Source organism: Halanaeroarchaeum sp. HSR-CO, from assembly GCF_024972755.1.
Taxonomy (GTDB): domain Archaea; phylum Halobacteriota; class Halobacteria; order Halobacteriales; family Halobacteriaceae; genus Halanaeroarchaeum.
Genome location: NZ_CP087724.1, coordinates 112052 through 125837, shown reverse-complemented (window position 1 = coordinate 125837; position 13786 = coordinate 112052). Strand labels below are relative to the sequence as shown.

17 protein-coding genes are annotated in these 13786 nt (G+C 67.3%); 3 read left to right on the top strand and 14 right to left on the bottom strand.

Going from position 1 to position 13786, the window contains the following annotated elements; genetic code table 11:
• Positions 1–1209, top strand: coding sequence for a cation:proton antiporter (locus HSRCO_RS00625; protein ID WP_259518447.1), 1209 nt, complete (start codon positions 1–3; stop codon positions 1207–1209).
• Between the two features lie 14 nt (positions 1210–1223).
• On the opposite strand, the gene HSRCO_RS00620 is transcribed toward HSRCO_RS00625, so the two are convergent.
• Entirely contained in the window at positions 1224–1922 is a 699-nt protein-coding gene (locus HSRCO_RS00620) for a type 1 glutamine amidotransferase (protein ID WP_259518446.1), read from the bottom strand.
• Positions 1923–2103: 181 nt separating this feature from the next.
• On the opposite strand from HSRCO_RS00620, the gene HSRCO_RS00615 reads away from it, so the two are divergent.
• Positions 2104–2544: a helix-turn-helix domain-containing protein gene (locus HSRCO_RS00615; RefSeq protein WP_259518445.1), complete on the top strand. Its 441-nt coding sequence runs from the start codon at positions 2104–2106 to the stop codon at positions 2542–2544.
• A gap of 268 nt (positions 2545–2812) precedes the next feature.
• Positions 2813–4693 (top strand): FAD-dependent oxidoreductase, encoded by a 1881-nt coding sequence (locus tag HSRCO_RS00610; protein WP_259518444.1) that lies wholly within the window; start codon positions 2813–2815, stop codon positions 4691–4693.
• 104 nt (positions 4694–4797) lie between these two features.
• Here HSRCO_RS00610 and HSRCO_RS00605 read toward each other — a convergent pair whose 3' ends face one another.
• The 13 genes from HSRCO_RS00605 to HSRCO_RS00545 form a co-directional block, all read right to left on the bottom strand.
• Complete coding sequence (locus HSRCO_RS00605; protein WP_259518443.1) at positions 4798–5268, bottom strand: NifB/NifX family molybdenum-iron cluster-binding protein; 471 nt, start codon at positions 5266–5268, stop codon at positions 4798–4800.
• Between the two features lie 143 nt (positions 5269–5411).
• Complete coding sequence (locus tag HSRCO_RS00600) at positions 5412–5582, bottom strand: hypothetical protein (RefSeq protein ID WP_259518442.1); 171 nt, start codon at positions 5580–5582, stop codon at positions 5412–5414.
• Positions 5583–5667: 85 nt separating this feature from the next.
• On the bottom strand, positions 5668–5991 hold the full coding sequence (locus HSRCO_RS00595) for a hypothetical protein (protein ID WP_259518441.1): 324 nt from the start codon (positions 5989–5991) through the stop codon (positions 5668–5670).
• The gene (locus tag HSRCO_RS00590; protein WP_259518440.1) at positions 5988–6443 is read right to left on the bottom strand and encodes a hypothetical protein; all 456 of its coding nucleotides are present in this window, start codon (positions 6441–6443) and stop codon (positions 5988–5990) included. Before HSRCO_RS00590 ends, HSRCO_RS00595 begins: the two co-directional genes overlap by 4 nt.
• Position 6444: 1 nt before the next feature.
• Positions 6445–7680, bottom strand: a complete 1236-nt coding sequence (locus tag HSRCO_RS00585) for a nucleoside recognition domain-containing protein (RefSeq protein ID WP_259518439.1) — start codon at positions 7678–7680, stop codon at positions 6445–6447.
• Positions 7677–8258, bottom strand: a complete 582-nt coding sequence (locus HSRCO_RS00580) for a FeoB small GTPase domain-containing protein (RefSeq protein ID WP_259518438.1) — start codon at positions 8256–8258, stop codon at positions 7677–7679. The genes HSRCO_RS00585 and HSRCO_RS00580 overlap by 4 nt, the downstream gene beginning before the upstream one ends.
• On the bottom strand, positions 8221–8520 hold the full coding sequence (locus HSRCO_RS00575) for a FeoA family protein (protein WP_259518437.1): 300 nt from the start codon (positions 8518–8520) through the stop codon (positions 8221–8223). Before HSRCO_RS00575 ends, HSRCO_RS00580 begins: the two co-directional genes overlap by 38 nt.
• 125 nt (positions 8521–8645) lie before the next feature.
• A complete protein-coding gene (locus HSRCO_RS00570; protein ID WP_259518436.1) occupies positions 8646–9431 on the bottom strand; it encodes an MBL fold metallo-hydrolase in 786 nt (261 codons plus the stop codon).
• Positions 9432–9471: 40 nt separating this feature from the next.
• The gene (gene tsaA, locus HSRCO_RS00565; protein WP_259518435.1) at positions 9472–10470 is read right to left on the bottom strand and encodes a tRNA (N6-threonylcarbamoyladenosine(37)-N6)-methyltransferase TrmO; all 999 of its coding nucleotides are present in this window, start codon (positions 10468–10470) and stop codon (positions 9472–9474) included.
• Positions 10467–11345: an ABC transporter ATP-binding protein gene (locus HSRCO_RS00560; RefSeq protein WP_259518434.1), complete on the bottom strand. Its 879-nt coding sequence runs from the start codon at positions 11343–11345 to the stop codon at positions 10467–10469. Before HSRCO_RS00560 ends, tsaA begins: the two co-directional genes overlap by 4 nt.
• Entirely contained in the window at positions 11342–12187 is an 846-nt protein-coding gene (locus HSRCO_RS00555; RefSeq protein ID WP_259518433.1) for an ABC transporter permease, read from the bottom strand. Before HSRCO_RS00555 ends, HSRCO_RS00560 begins: the two co-directional genes overlap by 4 nt.
• Positions 12174–12434 carry a DUF2061 domain-containing protein gene (locus HSRCO_RS00550; protein ID WP_259518432.1) on the bottom strand — a complete coding sequence of 87 codons (261 nt, stop codon included), beginning with the start codon at positions 12432–12434 and terminating at the stop codon, positions 12174–12176. Before HSRCO_RS00550 ends, HSRCO_RS00555 begins: the two co-directional genes overlap by 14 nt.
• 133 nt (positions 12435–12567) lie before the next feature.
• Positions 12568–13596 (bottom strand): ABC transporter substrate-binding protein, encoded by a 1029-nt coding sequence (locus HSRCO_RS00545; protein ID WP_259518431.1) that lies wholly within the window; start codon positions 13594–13596, stop codon positions 12568–12570.
• Positions 13597–13786 lie beyond the last annotated feature (190 nt).

Genomic DNA, 13786 nt, shown 5'->3' with positions numbered 1-13786 from the left:
ATGGCGGCGGTATCGCTCCTCGAGATCGGGATCGCCCTGACGGCCATCGCACTGGCCGGAACACTCGCCCTGCGCGTCGGGCTCTCGGTCATCCCGGCGTACATCCTGGTCGGCATCCTCGTCGGCCCGAACGAGCCGACCGCCATCGGGATGGTGCCATTGACACTCGTCGAGCACAGCGAGTTCGTCGACCTCCTCGCGGAACTCGGGATCGTCTTCCTGTTGTTCTTCCTTGGACTCGAGTTCAGCATCGGACAGTTACTCGACGATCGGGCCCGGATCGCCACCATCGGGTCGCTGGACTTCGTGGTCAACTTCGGTCTGGGCGTCGCACTCGGGGTCGCCTTCGGCTATAGCCTCCTCGAGACGCTGTTCATCGCCGGTATCGTCTACATCTCCTCGAGCGCCGTGATCACGAAGTCGCTCATCGACAACGGGTGGGTCGCCAACCGTGAGAGCAGCCCGATCCTGGGGACTCTCGTCTTCGAGGACGTCCTCATCGCCGTGTATTTGGCACTGCTCTCGGCGGTCGCCCTCGGTGAGGGGTCGACGACGGACGCCGCCATCTCCGTGGGCGTCGCGTTCGTGTTCCTCGGTGCGCTAACACTCGTGGCGTTCTACGGGACCGAGCAGTTAGAGCGAGCGTTCGAGACCGACTCGGACGAGTTGTTCTTGTTGCGCATCCTGAGCATCACGACGCTCGTCGCTGGTGCGGCGCTCGCCGCTGGCCTCAGCGAGGCCGTCGCCGCGTTCTTCGTCGGGACGGCGTTTAGCGCGACCGGACACGTCGGGCGCATCGAAAACGTTGTGACCCCGGCCCGTGACTTCTTCGCCGCCGTGTTCTTTTTCGCCATCGGTCTCACCACCGACGTCACCCTCCTTCCGGAGGTGGCCTGGCTGCTCCTGGCCGCCGTCGTCCTGACGACCGCTGGAAAACTGGTGAGCGGGACCGTCTCGGGGTCGGTCTACGACCTGAGTCGGGTCCGGTCGGTGCGGGTCGGCCTCGGCCTCGTTCCGCGCGGCGAGTTCTCACTCGTCCTCGCGGCGCTCGCGACGAGTGTCGGGACCGGAGCTCTCGGCACCGTCATCCCGGCGTTCGCCGTCGGCTACGTGCTCGTGATGAGCATCCTCGGGACAGTACTGATACAGAACGCCAGTCTGCTCGAGACGGGACTCGCCCGGCTCTGGGCATCCGAAACGAACGAATGACCCCAGTTCGCGCGTCACGTCGACGCGTCGTCGACCATGGCGAGGAAGTTGTCGAACACCCGGGTCGCGGTGCTGGCCTCCTGATACCGGTCTCGCGTGAGATCCTCACGGATTGCCGCCTCACGCTCCGGCTGGAGGTCCTTCCCGTCGACGATCCACCGGGTCGTCTGGAGGTCGTATTCGGGATGGAACTGCACCCCGTAGGCGCTCCCCACTCGGAAAGACTGTATCGTACAGTCGTTGCGCGCGAGTTCGACCGCGTCCTCGGGAAGGGTTGTGACCTCGTCGGAGTGCGTCTCGAAGGCGACGAAATCCGCGGGCATCCCGTCGAAGAGCGGGTCGTCGTCGGTGACCTCGATAGTCCGATACCCGATTTCGTACCGACCGATGGGCTCGACAGTGCCGCCCGTGGCAGCCGCCACGAGCTGATGCCCCCAGCAGACGCCCAACACCGGGATCGATTCCCGGATCGCGGCCCGTGTCCAGTCCGCGACCGCCTCGATCCACGCCTCGTCGTCGTACACCGACGCTTGCGAACCGCTGATGATCGCCCCGTCGTAGGATCGGCCGTCGGACTCCGCGACCGGTGGCGGGTCCGCTCCCTCGCTCACTTTGTACGCCTCGATTTCGGCTTCGACTTCCCGCCGGAAGTTCCGCTCGGCGGGGGTGTCGCCGAGCGAGGCGTCGAGCAGAACGATTCGGGGCGATTGCATACGTATACATAGCCGCTACGAGGTAATGAGAGTTTTGCGTGGTAGTCACACACCCGGACACACCAGCAGGGACACCACGAGGACCTCGAGTGCGTCGGCAGTGCAGACGAAAGCGACCGGTCGGAAATGGCCACTTGGCTACACCAAAATGGTTATGCCCACGCATCGCCTGGTATTGCGTATGCACCGAGACGACGGCTCCGCACCGAACCGACGCCGAAACGAGACGCACACCGGGAAAGCCAGGGGAACGGCACGCGGCGATGGAGCCAAGCGGAACGGCCGCGGTGGCGGCGGCCGCAACGGGAGCGCCCGCGACGGCGACTCGGACGGCAGCCGGAGACGGCGGAGTGGCGGCGGACGGGGTCGCGAAGGACGCGGTCGGCGGCGAAACGACAGGGGGCAGTACGTCGACGCCGTCACCGAGCAGGAGATTCTCGCGCTCTTCGAGGAGACCCCCGGGCCGGTGCTCACCACCAGCGACCTGGCGGAGGTCTACGACATGACGACGGAAGGCGCCCGACGCAAACTCAACGACCTCTGTGACGCCGGGATTCTCGACCGGCGGAAGACGGGACGCACCCGCGTGTACTGGCGGATCGACGACCGCGCGACCGCCTGAGACGGCGCCAGCGATCGGGCGGGGCCGGGCAGCCGTCATTCGATGGGACCACTGTCGGTCGGACACTCTCCCCCCCCCACCCGAACGACGATTTGCACCCCTAGACTACCGAGACGTGACGCGGCGATGTTTTGTGGACCTTGCACGGGCCCAGCGGCCCAGCCGGGACAGACCGTCGCATGCAGTAATGTTCGTTCGTGGTTGTGGGAGAAAGGGACAATAGTCTTCGTGCGAAACGGTGGGATACGGCCCTCCGGAGCTGGTAGCTATGCACATAGGCGACGTCAACCTCCGCAACGAGTTCGTCATGGCACCGATCAAGACCGGCTACAGCGACGGTGACGGTGGCGTCACCGACCGTCACCGACGGTTCTATCGCCGACGCGCCGACCACGTGGGCGCAATCATCCCCGAGCCCCTGTATCTCGACGAGTCCCTCAGGGAGGTGCCGACCCAGATGGGGATCGCGAACGACGATGCCGTCCCGGGCCTTCGGACGCTGACCGAGGCCATCCACGAGGGGGGCGCGAAAGCCATCGCCCACCTCAACCACCCGGGCCGGATGGCCAACCCGGGGATCGAGGGCACCGTCCACCTGTCGGCCTCGGCGACGACCTGCGAGCGGACGGGCGTGACACCCGACCGAATGAGCAAAGAACAGATCGATACGGCGATCGAGCAGTTCGCCGAGGGGGCACGGCGGGCCGAGCAGGCCGGCTTCGACGTGATCGAGTTGCAGTTCGGTCACGGATACCTGGTGGCGCAGTTTTTCTCCCCGGCCGTCAACGACCGGGTCGACGAGTACGGCGGCTCCTTCGAGAACCGGACGCGGTTCGGACGCGAGGTCTTCGACGCGGTACAGGCCGCGGTCGACGTCCCCGTCATGATCCGACTCACGGCCGACGACACGGTCGAGGGCGGGATCGCGTTCCGGGAGGCGAGGGCGTTCTCCCAGGAGCTGGCCGACCGGGGAGCGGCCGCCTTCCACGTGACGATGGGGACGCTGTGTGCCACGCCGCCGTACTTCTTCCAGCACATGTACACGCCGAAAGGCGACCCCTGGGAGTACGCCGACGCCCTCCAGGCGGACCTCGACGTCCCGGTCGCGGCGGTCGGCCGCATCAACGAGTTCGACGACGTCGAGACGGTCCGCGAGGACCTCGACGTCGAGATGATCGCGCTGGGCCGAGCCCTCGTGGCAGACCCGGACTTCCTCGGCAAGTACCTCGGCGAGGTCGACGGACCGGTCAGACCCTGTATGGCCTGCAGCGACGGCTGTCTGGGTGGTGTCAAGTCCGGCGACGGGCTGGGCTGTGTCATCAACCCCTCGGTGGGAGACCCCGACGAACTCCGGTTCGGCACGGCGACGGAGCCTGCCGAGTACGCCGTCGTCGGCGGTGGTCCCGCCGGGATGGCCGCCGCGGAGGTTCTCGCCGAGCGCGGCCACGACGTCGACCTCTACGAGGCCGAGGCCCTGGGCGGCGCGTTCCGCTGGGCACCGCTGCCACCCGGCAAGGACAGCCTCCAGAAGGGCCTCGAGTATTTCACCGAGGTCCTCGAGCGCGCCGACGCCATCGACGTCACCCTGGAGCGGGCGACCGAGGGCGACCTCGAGGACTACGATGGCGCTGTCGTCGCGACTGGCTCGGAGCCCCTCGTGCCCCCCATAGATGGGCTCGAAGCGGCGGGCTACGACGGGGCCGAGATCCTGGACGCGGCTGCCATGCCGACCGACGAGCGGGTGCTCGTGATCGGCGGCGGGTTCGTCGGCCTCGAGACGGCCGACGCGCTCGCCCGGGCCGGAAACGAGGTCGTCGTCGTCGAGTTGCTCCCGGCGGTCGGCGGCAACATGATCGACCTCGAGAAGGGGCCGCTGCTCTCGCGCCTTGAGTCCGAGGCGGCGGTCGAGATCAACCGCGAGACCGACCTCCAGGCGATCGACGGCGACACCGCGATCGGCGAAACCGACGGCCAAGAGCGCACCTGGACGGGCATCGACCGGTACGTCCTCGCGACCGGCGTCCAGTCCTACGATCCCTTCGATCACGAAACGCTCTCGATCCCCACCTGGACGGTCGGCGACGCGGCCGATCCGGGGAAGGCCGAGGACGCGATCGCCTCGGCCTACGAGACGGCACGGTCGCTCTGACGCGGAAAAACCGAACTCAGTCGGGGTCGATAGCAGCACCGGCCGGTGCTGTGGCCCGGTCGCGCCGGTCACACCTGGACGCCGCTCGTTCCGTGTTCAACCGCCTACTCGTGCGCGTGGTGACCGTGACTTTCGCCGTGGTCGTGGCCTTCGCCGTGTCCGTGGTCGTGACCGTGACCGTCGCCGTGTCCGTGGTCGTGGCCGTGACCGTCGCCGTGTCCGTGGTCGTGGCCGCAGTCCTCGCCGGGTTGCGCCTCGTCCAAGTCGCCGGCCGACCACCGTTCGAGCGCCTCGGCCACGGTCCCGTCGGCGCCCCGATAGACGTCGATCCCGAGGTCGTCGAACCGGTCGACTGCCTTCCGGCCGAGGTTCCCACAGACGAGCTCGTCAGCACCGGTATCGGCGATGGCGTCCGGTGGCGAACGGTGTCCGCCGTGGTGGTCGCCGCGGTTCTCGACCACGTGGGCCGTCTCCGCGTCGGTATCGTACACCGTGAACGTCGGGGCTCGGCCGAAGTGGGGAGAGACCTCCGCGTCGAGACCGCCGTCGCCGAGCGTGGGGATACAGACGTACATCGAACGACAACGGGTACGCCCGGGGCGAAGATGTGCGTTCCGGTCCCGCCGGCAGCGAGGAGGCCGGAGCCATCGCTCTCTGGTGATCTATTCACGTGCGGCCGGCCCGGGTCGAGACGCCGGCGCGCGAAAATGGCGGTCCGTTACGGCTTCGACCAGGGACCTTCCTCGTCGGCCACTTCCTCCTCGACGCGCCAGCCGTCCTCCTCGTCTGGATCCGGGTACAGTTTGACGATCGTGTTGTTACACTCGATGTAGTACTCGACGTAATCGAGTTCGCCGTCCTCGTCGGTCACGACGTGGGGATTTGTCATACTATGTATACGTACCACGGGACCACGCATCAGCGTTTCGCCAACTCCTACCGAGTGATAACGGGTCGTTCCGGGCGCCTGTGGGCTATCCGCGAGTCGAGGGTGTTACGGAGGACGTCGTCGCTTCGATATCCGGAACGACGTCGTCGTCGGCCTCAGCCAGCAGCGACCGGCCCGCCGCCGTGACGACGTACTGCGAGGGGGTCGACTGGGAGATCGAACACCCATCGGCCATCGGACACGCCGAGCACGTATCCCCCGTACAGCCGACGTCCCGGAGGTGGCCGGCCCGGACCATCGACTCGACCATGGCGGCAACCCGGTCCTCGCGCAGGGACAGCCGATCGGCGGCGACCGGGAGCTGGATACCGCGGGCGACCAGCGCCAGGACCCGACGGTAGCTGGTCACTCGCCGACACCTCCCTCGGGCGCTTCTGGGGCGTACTGGGTGAACCGGACGACGGGCAGCGCAAGGACCCCAAAGAGGATCGCCGGGGCGTACGGCGGTCCCAGTGAGCCGACGATCGCCGGGGCGCTGGCGACCCAGACGTCCCCGCCGCCGGGAATCGCGCCCAGCACCCGGGCGAGAACGTCCGTCGCGGCCACGATCCAGAGCATGATCCCGGCCAGGAACGCGACGCCCTGGGCGCGCCGGTCGTCGAGACCGTCGACCGCGGCCCGGAGGAAGAAGGCCCCCGCGAAGAAGACGATCAGGCCCCGCCAGAGGAGATACGTCCCCCCGACGGTGAGAGCCGCCACGGTCCGCGAATCGCCGACGACGCCCAGTAACACCGCGACAGCACCGGTCGCGGCCACGACGAGGCCGAGTAGCCCGAAGTAGACTTCGTCGAACCGTGTCATCTCAGGCCACCCCCAGGAGTTTGCCGATCAGGTGGAGCAGCCCGCCCCAGACGAACAGAGTCACGCCGAGAACGGCGATCGCTCCACCCAGGGTTCTGGCCATGCCGCCGCTCGCGCGGCCTTCCTTGAGCAGCATGGCGAACGTCGCCACGCACGGGAAGTAGATGCTCACCATCACCACCGACATCACCAGCTGGAAAGGAGTCATCCCGACGCCGGTGAGCTGGGCCACCGCCAGGTCCTTGCGCAGGAAGCCGGCGATCAGCGCGGGCACGGTCTCCTTCGGTACCCCGAACCAGCCCGTCAGGACGGGTTCGAGGGAGGTGGCCAGCCACTCGATGGCCCCGCCGAGATAGAGGACGTTGATCAGGCCCACGCCCAGCAGGACGAAGGGGACGGCCGTCGTCAGGAATCCGCGCAGGCGAAGCCAGAGTTTGGTCGTCACGTTCGGCAGTTTGGGCTCCCGAAGCGGCGGGATGTCGGTGATCAACTCGGGCGACGATCCCGGCAGGATCCGGTTCAGGACGGCCCCGACGACGAAAAAGCCCACGAGCAGATAGACGAGGATGTAGCCGGTGTACTGCGGGATCAACGCGAGCATGATCCCCAGCTGGGCGCCACACGGGATGAACACCGAGAGCAACGTCATCATCATGAATCGCTGTTTTTCGGACTCGAGGTTCCGCGTCGCCGCGACGCCGGGGACGTTGCAGCCAAAGGAGAGCACCATCGGCACGATCGAGTAGCCGTGGAGCCCGATCCGGTGGAACAGCGTATCCAGCAGGACGGCCAGTCGCGCCATGTACCCCGAGTCCTCCAGGATGACGATGATGAAATACAGCGCGAACACGGCGGGCAACACCACGCCGACGGCCACGAAGAGGCCACTGGTGAACATCCCGAAGGCCTCGAAGCTGTTCGTCGCGGCCGGATCGCCGACGAGGATGAAGTACAGCCAGCTCCCTTCCCACGGGAAGGCGTCCTGGAGGAACGGCAGCCAGTACTCGTCGAAGATCGGGACGAAGTATCCATCGGTGAAAAAGCCCGCCACGGCACCGAAGAACGCCCAGATTCCGTAGAGGACGGTGACCGCGAACGGGAGTCCGATCCAGGGATCGACGGTGAGTTTCCCGAGGACCTCGGGCAACGATTCACGGGTCTCGTCGTAGGCGACGGTCTCATCGACGATGGCGTCGACGAGCTCCCAGCGTTCGGCGGGGTCGAGGTCGGTGCTCACGCCCGTTCGCCCCCGTCGACGGCGAGGCGGTCGTCGATCGCATCGATGGCGGGTGCGGCGGCGCGTCCGAGGCTCTCGACCAGTTCCTGGACGCCGCGGCCGGTCGGAGCGACGGTCGGCACGACGGGGACGCCGAGGACCGACTCGAGTCGGTCGACGTCGACGGCGACCCCGTTCTCGCGCGCCTCGTCCCACATGTTCAACGCCAGGACGACCGCGTACCCGCGTTCGATCACCTCGAGCGCGAGGTGGAGGCCGCGTTCGATGCGCGTGGCGTCGAGCACGCAGATCACCGTCGCCTCGGGGTTGTCTTCGAGGAGGTCGGCCGCGACGGCTTCGGCGCGGTCTTTCGGGTTCAGCGAGAAGGTGCCGGGAACGTCGATGACGGTGAGCGACTCCCCATCGTAGACGAGTTCGCCCTCGGTGTAATCGACGGTCGTCCCCGGATAGTTGGATTCGGTGATGTCGGCGCCGGTGAGCCGGTTGAAGAGCGCACTCTTCCCGACGTTCGGATGGCCGACCAACAGGACACGCGAGCGGTCACTCGACGTCGACGGCGACTTCGATTTGGCGTGCATGTGAGCGACTGAGAGACGTCATGTTCTGGCCGACCGAGACGACGATGGGGCCGTTCAACGGCTGTTTGCTCTGGATGACGAGGCGTTTCCCGGGCCTGACGCCCATGGAGACGACCTGTTCGCGGATCTCCTCGTCGATCTCCTCGATGGTGCCACACTCCCGGCCCCCCATCTCGGCAAGACACTTGCGCTGACACCGGCCTCGACCGCCGCGCCGGGAGGACTGTCGTCGGCAGCCGCCGTGATTTTTGTGACGTGACATTAGGCCCACCTAATTTAGGACATCCAAAAATCTCCTGGCCACGGGGATAAATCTGTCGCGGCTTCCAACAACCCGAAAATCGGCTCTCGGGCCCTGTGAGGCGTTATCACTCCGCTTGCGCCGCGTTACCACTCGATCTCGCTGCCGACGCCGACCTGGGTGAACGGACCTGGTAGGCGATCGGCGAGGATGCGTTCGGCCGCCGGGCCCGTGCAGTGGGAGGGGGCGAGGAGGTCAAGTCGCCCCTCGAGGTAGTCGGCGATCTCCTGGACCGTCGCTGCGTCGACGGCGCCGAGGTGCGTGCCGCCCAGCACGGCCCTGACCGGCGAGTCCAGTGCCGCTTCGGCGTGCTCGATCGTGTTCCGAAGACCGGCGTGACAGCACCCGCAGATCAAAAAGAGGCCCTCGTCGGTCTCGACTGCCAGTGACTGATCGTCGAGGATCCGGTCGGTCACACGCTCGCCGGCCTCGTCGACCGTCTCCCCGGTCGGGTTGTCCGGATACGAGCGAGGAACCTCTCCCAGCGCGTAGACGTCCGGGGCAACCTCGATCGGCTCGGTGTGCGTGATCACTTCGACGTCGGCGGCGATGCGCTCGCGCCGGTAGGGGTTCCCGATGTACTCGCCGTCACGGAACTTCGGCGCGAACGCTTCCGGGTGGGCGTACAGCCGTTCCGCCGCCGGCAGGAACGACGGCAGCCCACCCGTGTGATCGTAGTGACCGTGACTCAGGACGACCGTGTCGTACGCGGTCGGCAGTCCGAGTCGCCGGGCGTTCTCCACGGCGACCCCGGTCTGTCCGGTATCGAAGAGGACGTCGTCGACGACGACCGAAAAGCCGTGTTCGGACTGGAGCCCACGCGGTCGCATCGCCTCGATCCGGTCGTCCATCAGGACGCTGACGCGCACCATACGCCGTGGTTGTGAGGCGTGGCGCTTAAATCGTACTGCGTTAGCTCTCCGAGAGGAATCGATCGTCGGCGACACGGCGGTCCTCGTCGTCGATCGAGCCTTCGAGCCACCCGATCGACGCGTCCTCGACCCCGTTGAACGGCGGGACGAACGGTTTGACGTCGAGCAGTGGCGTCCCGTCGAGGACGTCGATTCCTTCGACGAACAGGAACGAATCCGAGACCGAGTCGAGTTCGACGACGGAGACGCCGATCGGGTTCGGCCGGCGCGGGGCCCGCGTCGCGAAGACGCCGTGGACGTCGTCTTCCATGAAGGGCTGAACCCGGAGATCGTAGCCGTCGGACCGGTGGAACTCGTAGACGAGCAGGAGGTGGGAGAAGCCCTCCAGGTCGAGCAGGCCGTCGGCGAACCGCTCGTCGACCTCGACGACGCCAGAGGCGTCGGAGAAGGCACCCTGAATCGGCATCCCCGCCTCGCTCTCGAAGGGCGACCGGATGACGCCGATGGGGTCGTATCCCCGGGCGGCGTCGTCGTCGAGGTGGGCCAGGAGCGCGGCGAGCCACTCGTGGACGTCCTCGTAATCGCGAGCGGTGACGAGGTTGTCGTCGACGACCGCCGGTTCGTCGACGAACGTGCCTCCGGACCGTTCGATATCGTCCCTGATCGAGGGGTGGCAGGCGAGCCGGCGCCCGTCGACGATCCCCGCGCTATTGAGCAACTGCGCCCCGTGACAGATCGAGGCGATCGGTTTGCCGGCCGCGTCGAAGGCGGCCACGGCCTCGATGGCGTGGGGAGCGCGCATCCGGATGGTCTCCGATGCGTACCCGCCCGGCAGGATCAGAAGGTCGTAGGCGGCCGGGTCGACCGCGTCGAGGGACAGGTCGGCGTCGAAGTCGACCCCGTGGAGGCCGGTTATCGATTCACCGCCTGGCGTGGCGATGGCGACGGAGTGGCCCGCCTCCTGGAGCCGGTAGTAGGGGTAGCTGAGCGAGCGGTCGCCGAAGCGGTTCGCCGCGAAGATGATGGTATCGAGAGTCATGATGTGTGGTACGGGTCGGAGTTTTGGTCCGTCTGTCGGTCGTCGGTCGTCGTGCGGTTCGACTGTCGGTCCTCGGTCGTCGTGCGGTTCGACTGCCGTGAATCTCCGGGGAAGTGCTCGCCCCGGACGAGGTCGACGATCCGCCGCTTGCTGGCCTGGAATTCGGGACTCTCTGGCCGCCGAGGACGCGGAAGGTCGACCTCGACGGTCGACCTGACCCGGCCAGGATCGTCGTCGAAGACGACCACACGGTCGGCGAGTTTGACGGCCTCGCCAGTCGCGTGGGTCACGAAGACGATGGTCTTGCCGGTCCGCTCCCAGATCGAGAGCAGGTCCCGCTGCAGGGTGTCACGGGTGAGCGCGTCGAGGTTGCCGAAGGGCTCGTCCAGGAGGAGGATCGACGGGTCGGGCGCGAGCGCACGGGCGATGCCGACCCGCTTTTTCATGCCGCCGGAGAGTTCCCGCGGGCGGGCCGCCGCTCGGTCGGCCAGCCCGACCATCTCGAGCATCGCCGCGACACGGTCCTCCACGCGGTCGGCGGGCCAGTCGCCGTGTTCGAGGCCGAAACGGACGTTCCCCGCGACCGTTCGCCAGGGGAACGGCGTGGCCTCCTGGAAGACGAGACCGCGGTCCGGGCCGGGGCCGGTGACGCGGTCGCCGGCGACGGTCACCCGCCCGGTCGTCGGACGGGTCAGGCCGGCGGCGATGCGGAGGAGAGTGCTCTTCCCACAGCCGGAGGGCCCGACGATCGCGAGGAATTCGCCCCGCTCGACCGTGAGATCGACCCCCTGCAGTGCGGTCACGCTGCCGTCGGCGCCGTCGAAGCGCCGGGTGACGCCGCGGAGCGCGAGCGCCGGTTGCTCGCCAGCGCTCACCACGGTGTGACCCTCCGTCGGAGGGAGCCGAAGGCGGCGTCCGAGAGGAGGTAGGCCAGGCCCAGCGCCAGCATGTAGGCCATGCTCACGTCCATCGCCAACGACTGGGCGGTGTGGATGATCCGGTAGCCGATTCCCGGCGCGCCGAACAGTTCCGCCGCGACGACGATCATCCAGCTCCGGCCGATACTGGTGCGGACGCCCGTGAGAATCGGCGCGGCCGCCCCCGGCAGGACGATGGCTCGCAGCATCTCGCGATCGGTGTCGACCCCAAGCGATCGACCCGCCTCGAGCAGCTTCGGCGGGAGCTCACGGACCCCGCCGTAGGCAGCGAAGAACGTGATCCAGAGGGAGCCGATAGCCACGATGACCGCCGCGCCGGCGTGGCCGATCCCGACCCAGACGATGACCAGCCCCATCCAGGCCAGCGGCGGGATCGGGCGCAAGAGCCCGACCACCGGCGAGACGTACTGGTCGATTGTCTCCCACCACGCGAGGGCGACGCCGAGGGGCACCCCCACGCCGACCCCGAGGAACAACCCCGGCAGGTAATGGGTGAGACTCTGCAGGAGGACGACGGCAAGACTCGTGAGCGTCAGCTCCGTACCGAGAACTGGCAGCGCGTAGGTCGCGGGCGTGGTCGCCTCCACGACGAACGCCTGGCCGACGGCCAGCGGGGTCGGCAACAGGTAGGTGGGCACCTGGCGGGCCAGCGCGGTCCACAGCAGGACGAACGCGAAGCTCCCGACGAGGCCGCGGCTGATCCGGCGGTCGACCCTGGACGGTAACTGGAGCGACCCGAAACTCGGCGAGGAGAACGGCCCCGCATCACGAATCGCCATGGGACCACCTCCCGACGCGGAATCGCTCCCAGAGCCGTTCGTACAGGTAGTAGGTTCCGGTCTTGAGGCCGTTCGTGACGATGCCGATCTGCAGGGAGGCTACGGTGTCGGTCGTGACGGCGAAGGCGACGGCAACGGTCAGCACCACCATGAAGAGGCGATAGACGAGCGCCTTGACCAGCGATTCCCACCAGCAACGGTCCGTCGTCGCGCTACCGACCGCCGACTCCCACGATCGAACGGTCATCGTCGACACCCCTCACGTGTAGTCATCGTCGACACCCCTCACGTGTAGTCATCGTCGACACGCCCCGCGTTTGGTCATCGCGGCCCACTCCAGTCCGTTCACCGTCGCCCCGCCCTGGACCGATCATCGATTCTCAGTCCACCACCCGGTCGTAGTAGCGCGTCTCGAAGATCCGATCGGTATCGATGACGGTGTCCGTCTTCCCGAGTTGCCCGGCGTACCGCGCGAGGACCGCCGTTCCGTCGACGACCGCCCGGGGGTCGCTCACGTACTCCGTTGCGGGCCGTTCGATCGCCTTGCGGGCGATCTGCTCGTCGAGGGCGCTCTCGCCGCCGTAGGCCGACGTCATGTACTCGGCGGCCCGCCCGGCGTTCCCGTGGATGAACTCGGTCGCGGCCACGTGTTCCTCGACGAACGCCTCGACCACGTCGGGGTGGTCCCGGGCGAACTCCTCACGCACGACAGTGACGCCAGCCGGTTCGCCGGGCAGGAACTCCCCCACCCAGTCGATACGCCGGTACGGCGCGTCGGACGCCTCGATCACGGTCGGCGTCGGTTCGGGGATGAGCGCCCCGTCGACTTCGTCCGCGAGCAGCGCCTGCTGGGCCGCATTCGGGCCGCCGAGGTGGACCAGGTCCACGTCCTCGGCGGTGATCCCGTCGGTTTCCTGGATCCAGTACCGGGCCGTGATGTCGGAGACGCTGCCCTTGGGGTACGTTCCGAGTTCGAAGGGGCGACCGGACTCCTCGGCGAACGCGGCGATCGCAGCGCCGCCCCGCTCGTCGTATCGGTCGGCGACCGTCTCGGTGGCCATCACCACGAAGGCGTCCTTCGAACTCGCGGTGATCGCCTGCATCGACTCGTCGGAGTCGATGGCCACGAGCGCCGGGATCATCCCGATCATGCCGAGGTCGGCCTTCCCCGAGACGAGCAACTGGACGATGCTCTTGCAACTGGCCTCGTTCGCTTCCACGCGTGCGGGAATCGATGCCAGTTGCTCCCGTTGCTGCATGACGACGGCCTGGAAGTGTGGTGGTGCCGCGTCGTAGGCCAGATTCAGCCTCGTAGTGCGAGATTCGGTTTCGCCGACGGTCGTACAGCCCGCGGTGGCGGTCAGCGCGGCGGCCGTGACCCCGGCGAGGAATTCGCGGCGGCGTTGCATACCTCGCCATTCCCCGCCGGCCGTAATGAAAGTAACGAGTATCGGCCGCAAAGAACTATGATAGTAACCGATATCGGTATCTGGCACCGCCGTGCCAGCCAGTTGTCCATTCCCAAAAGGCTATTGGTCCGAGCCACCAATCGTCGAATGGACGGGTCCCCGGAACGCGGACCCGACGACGAGCAGATAC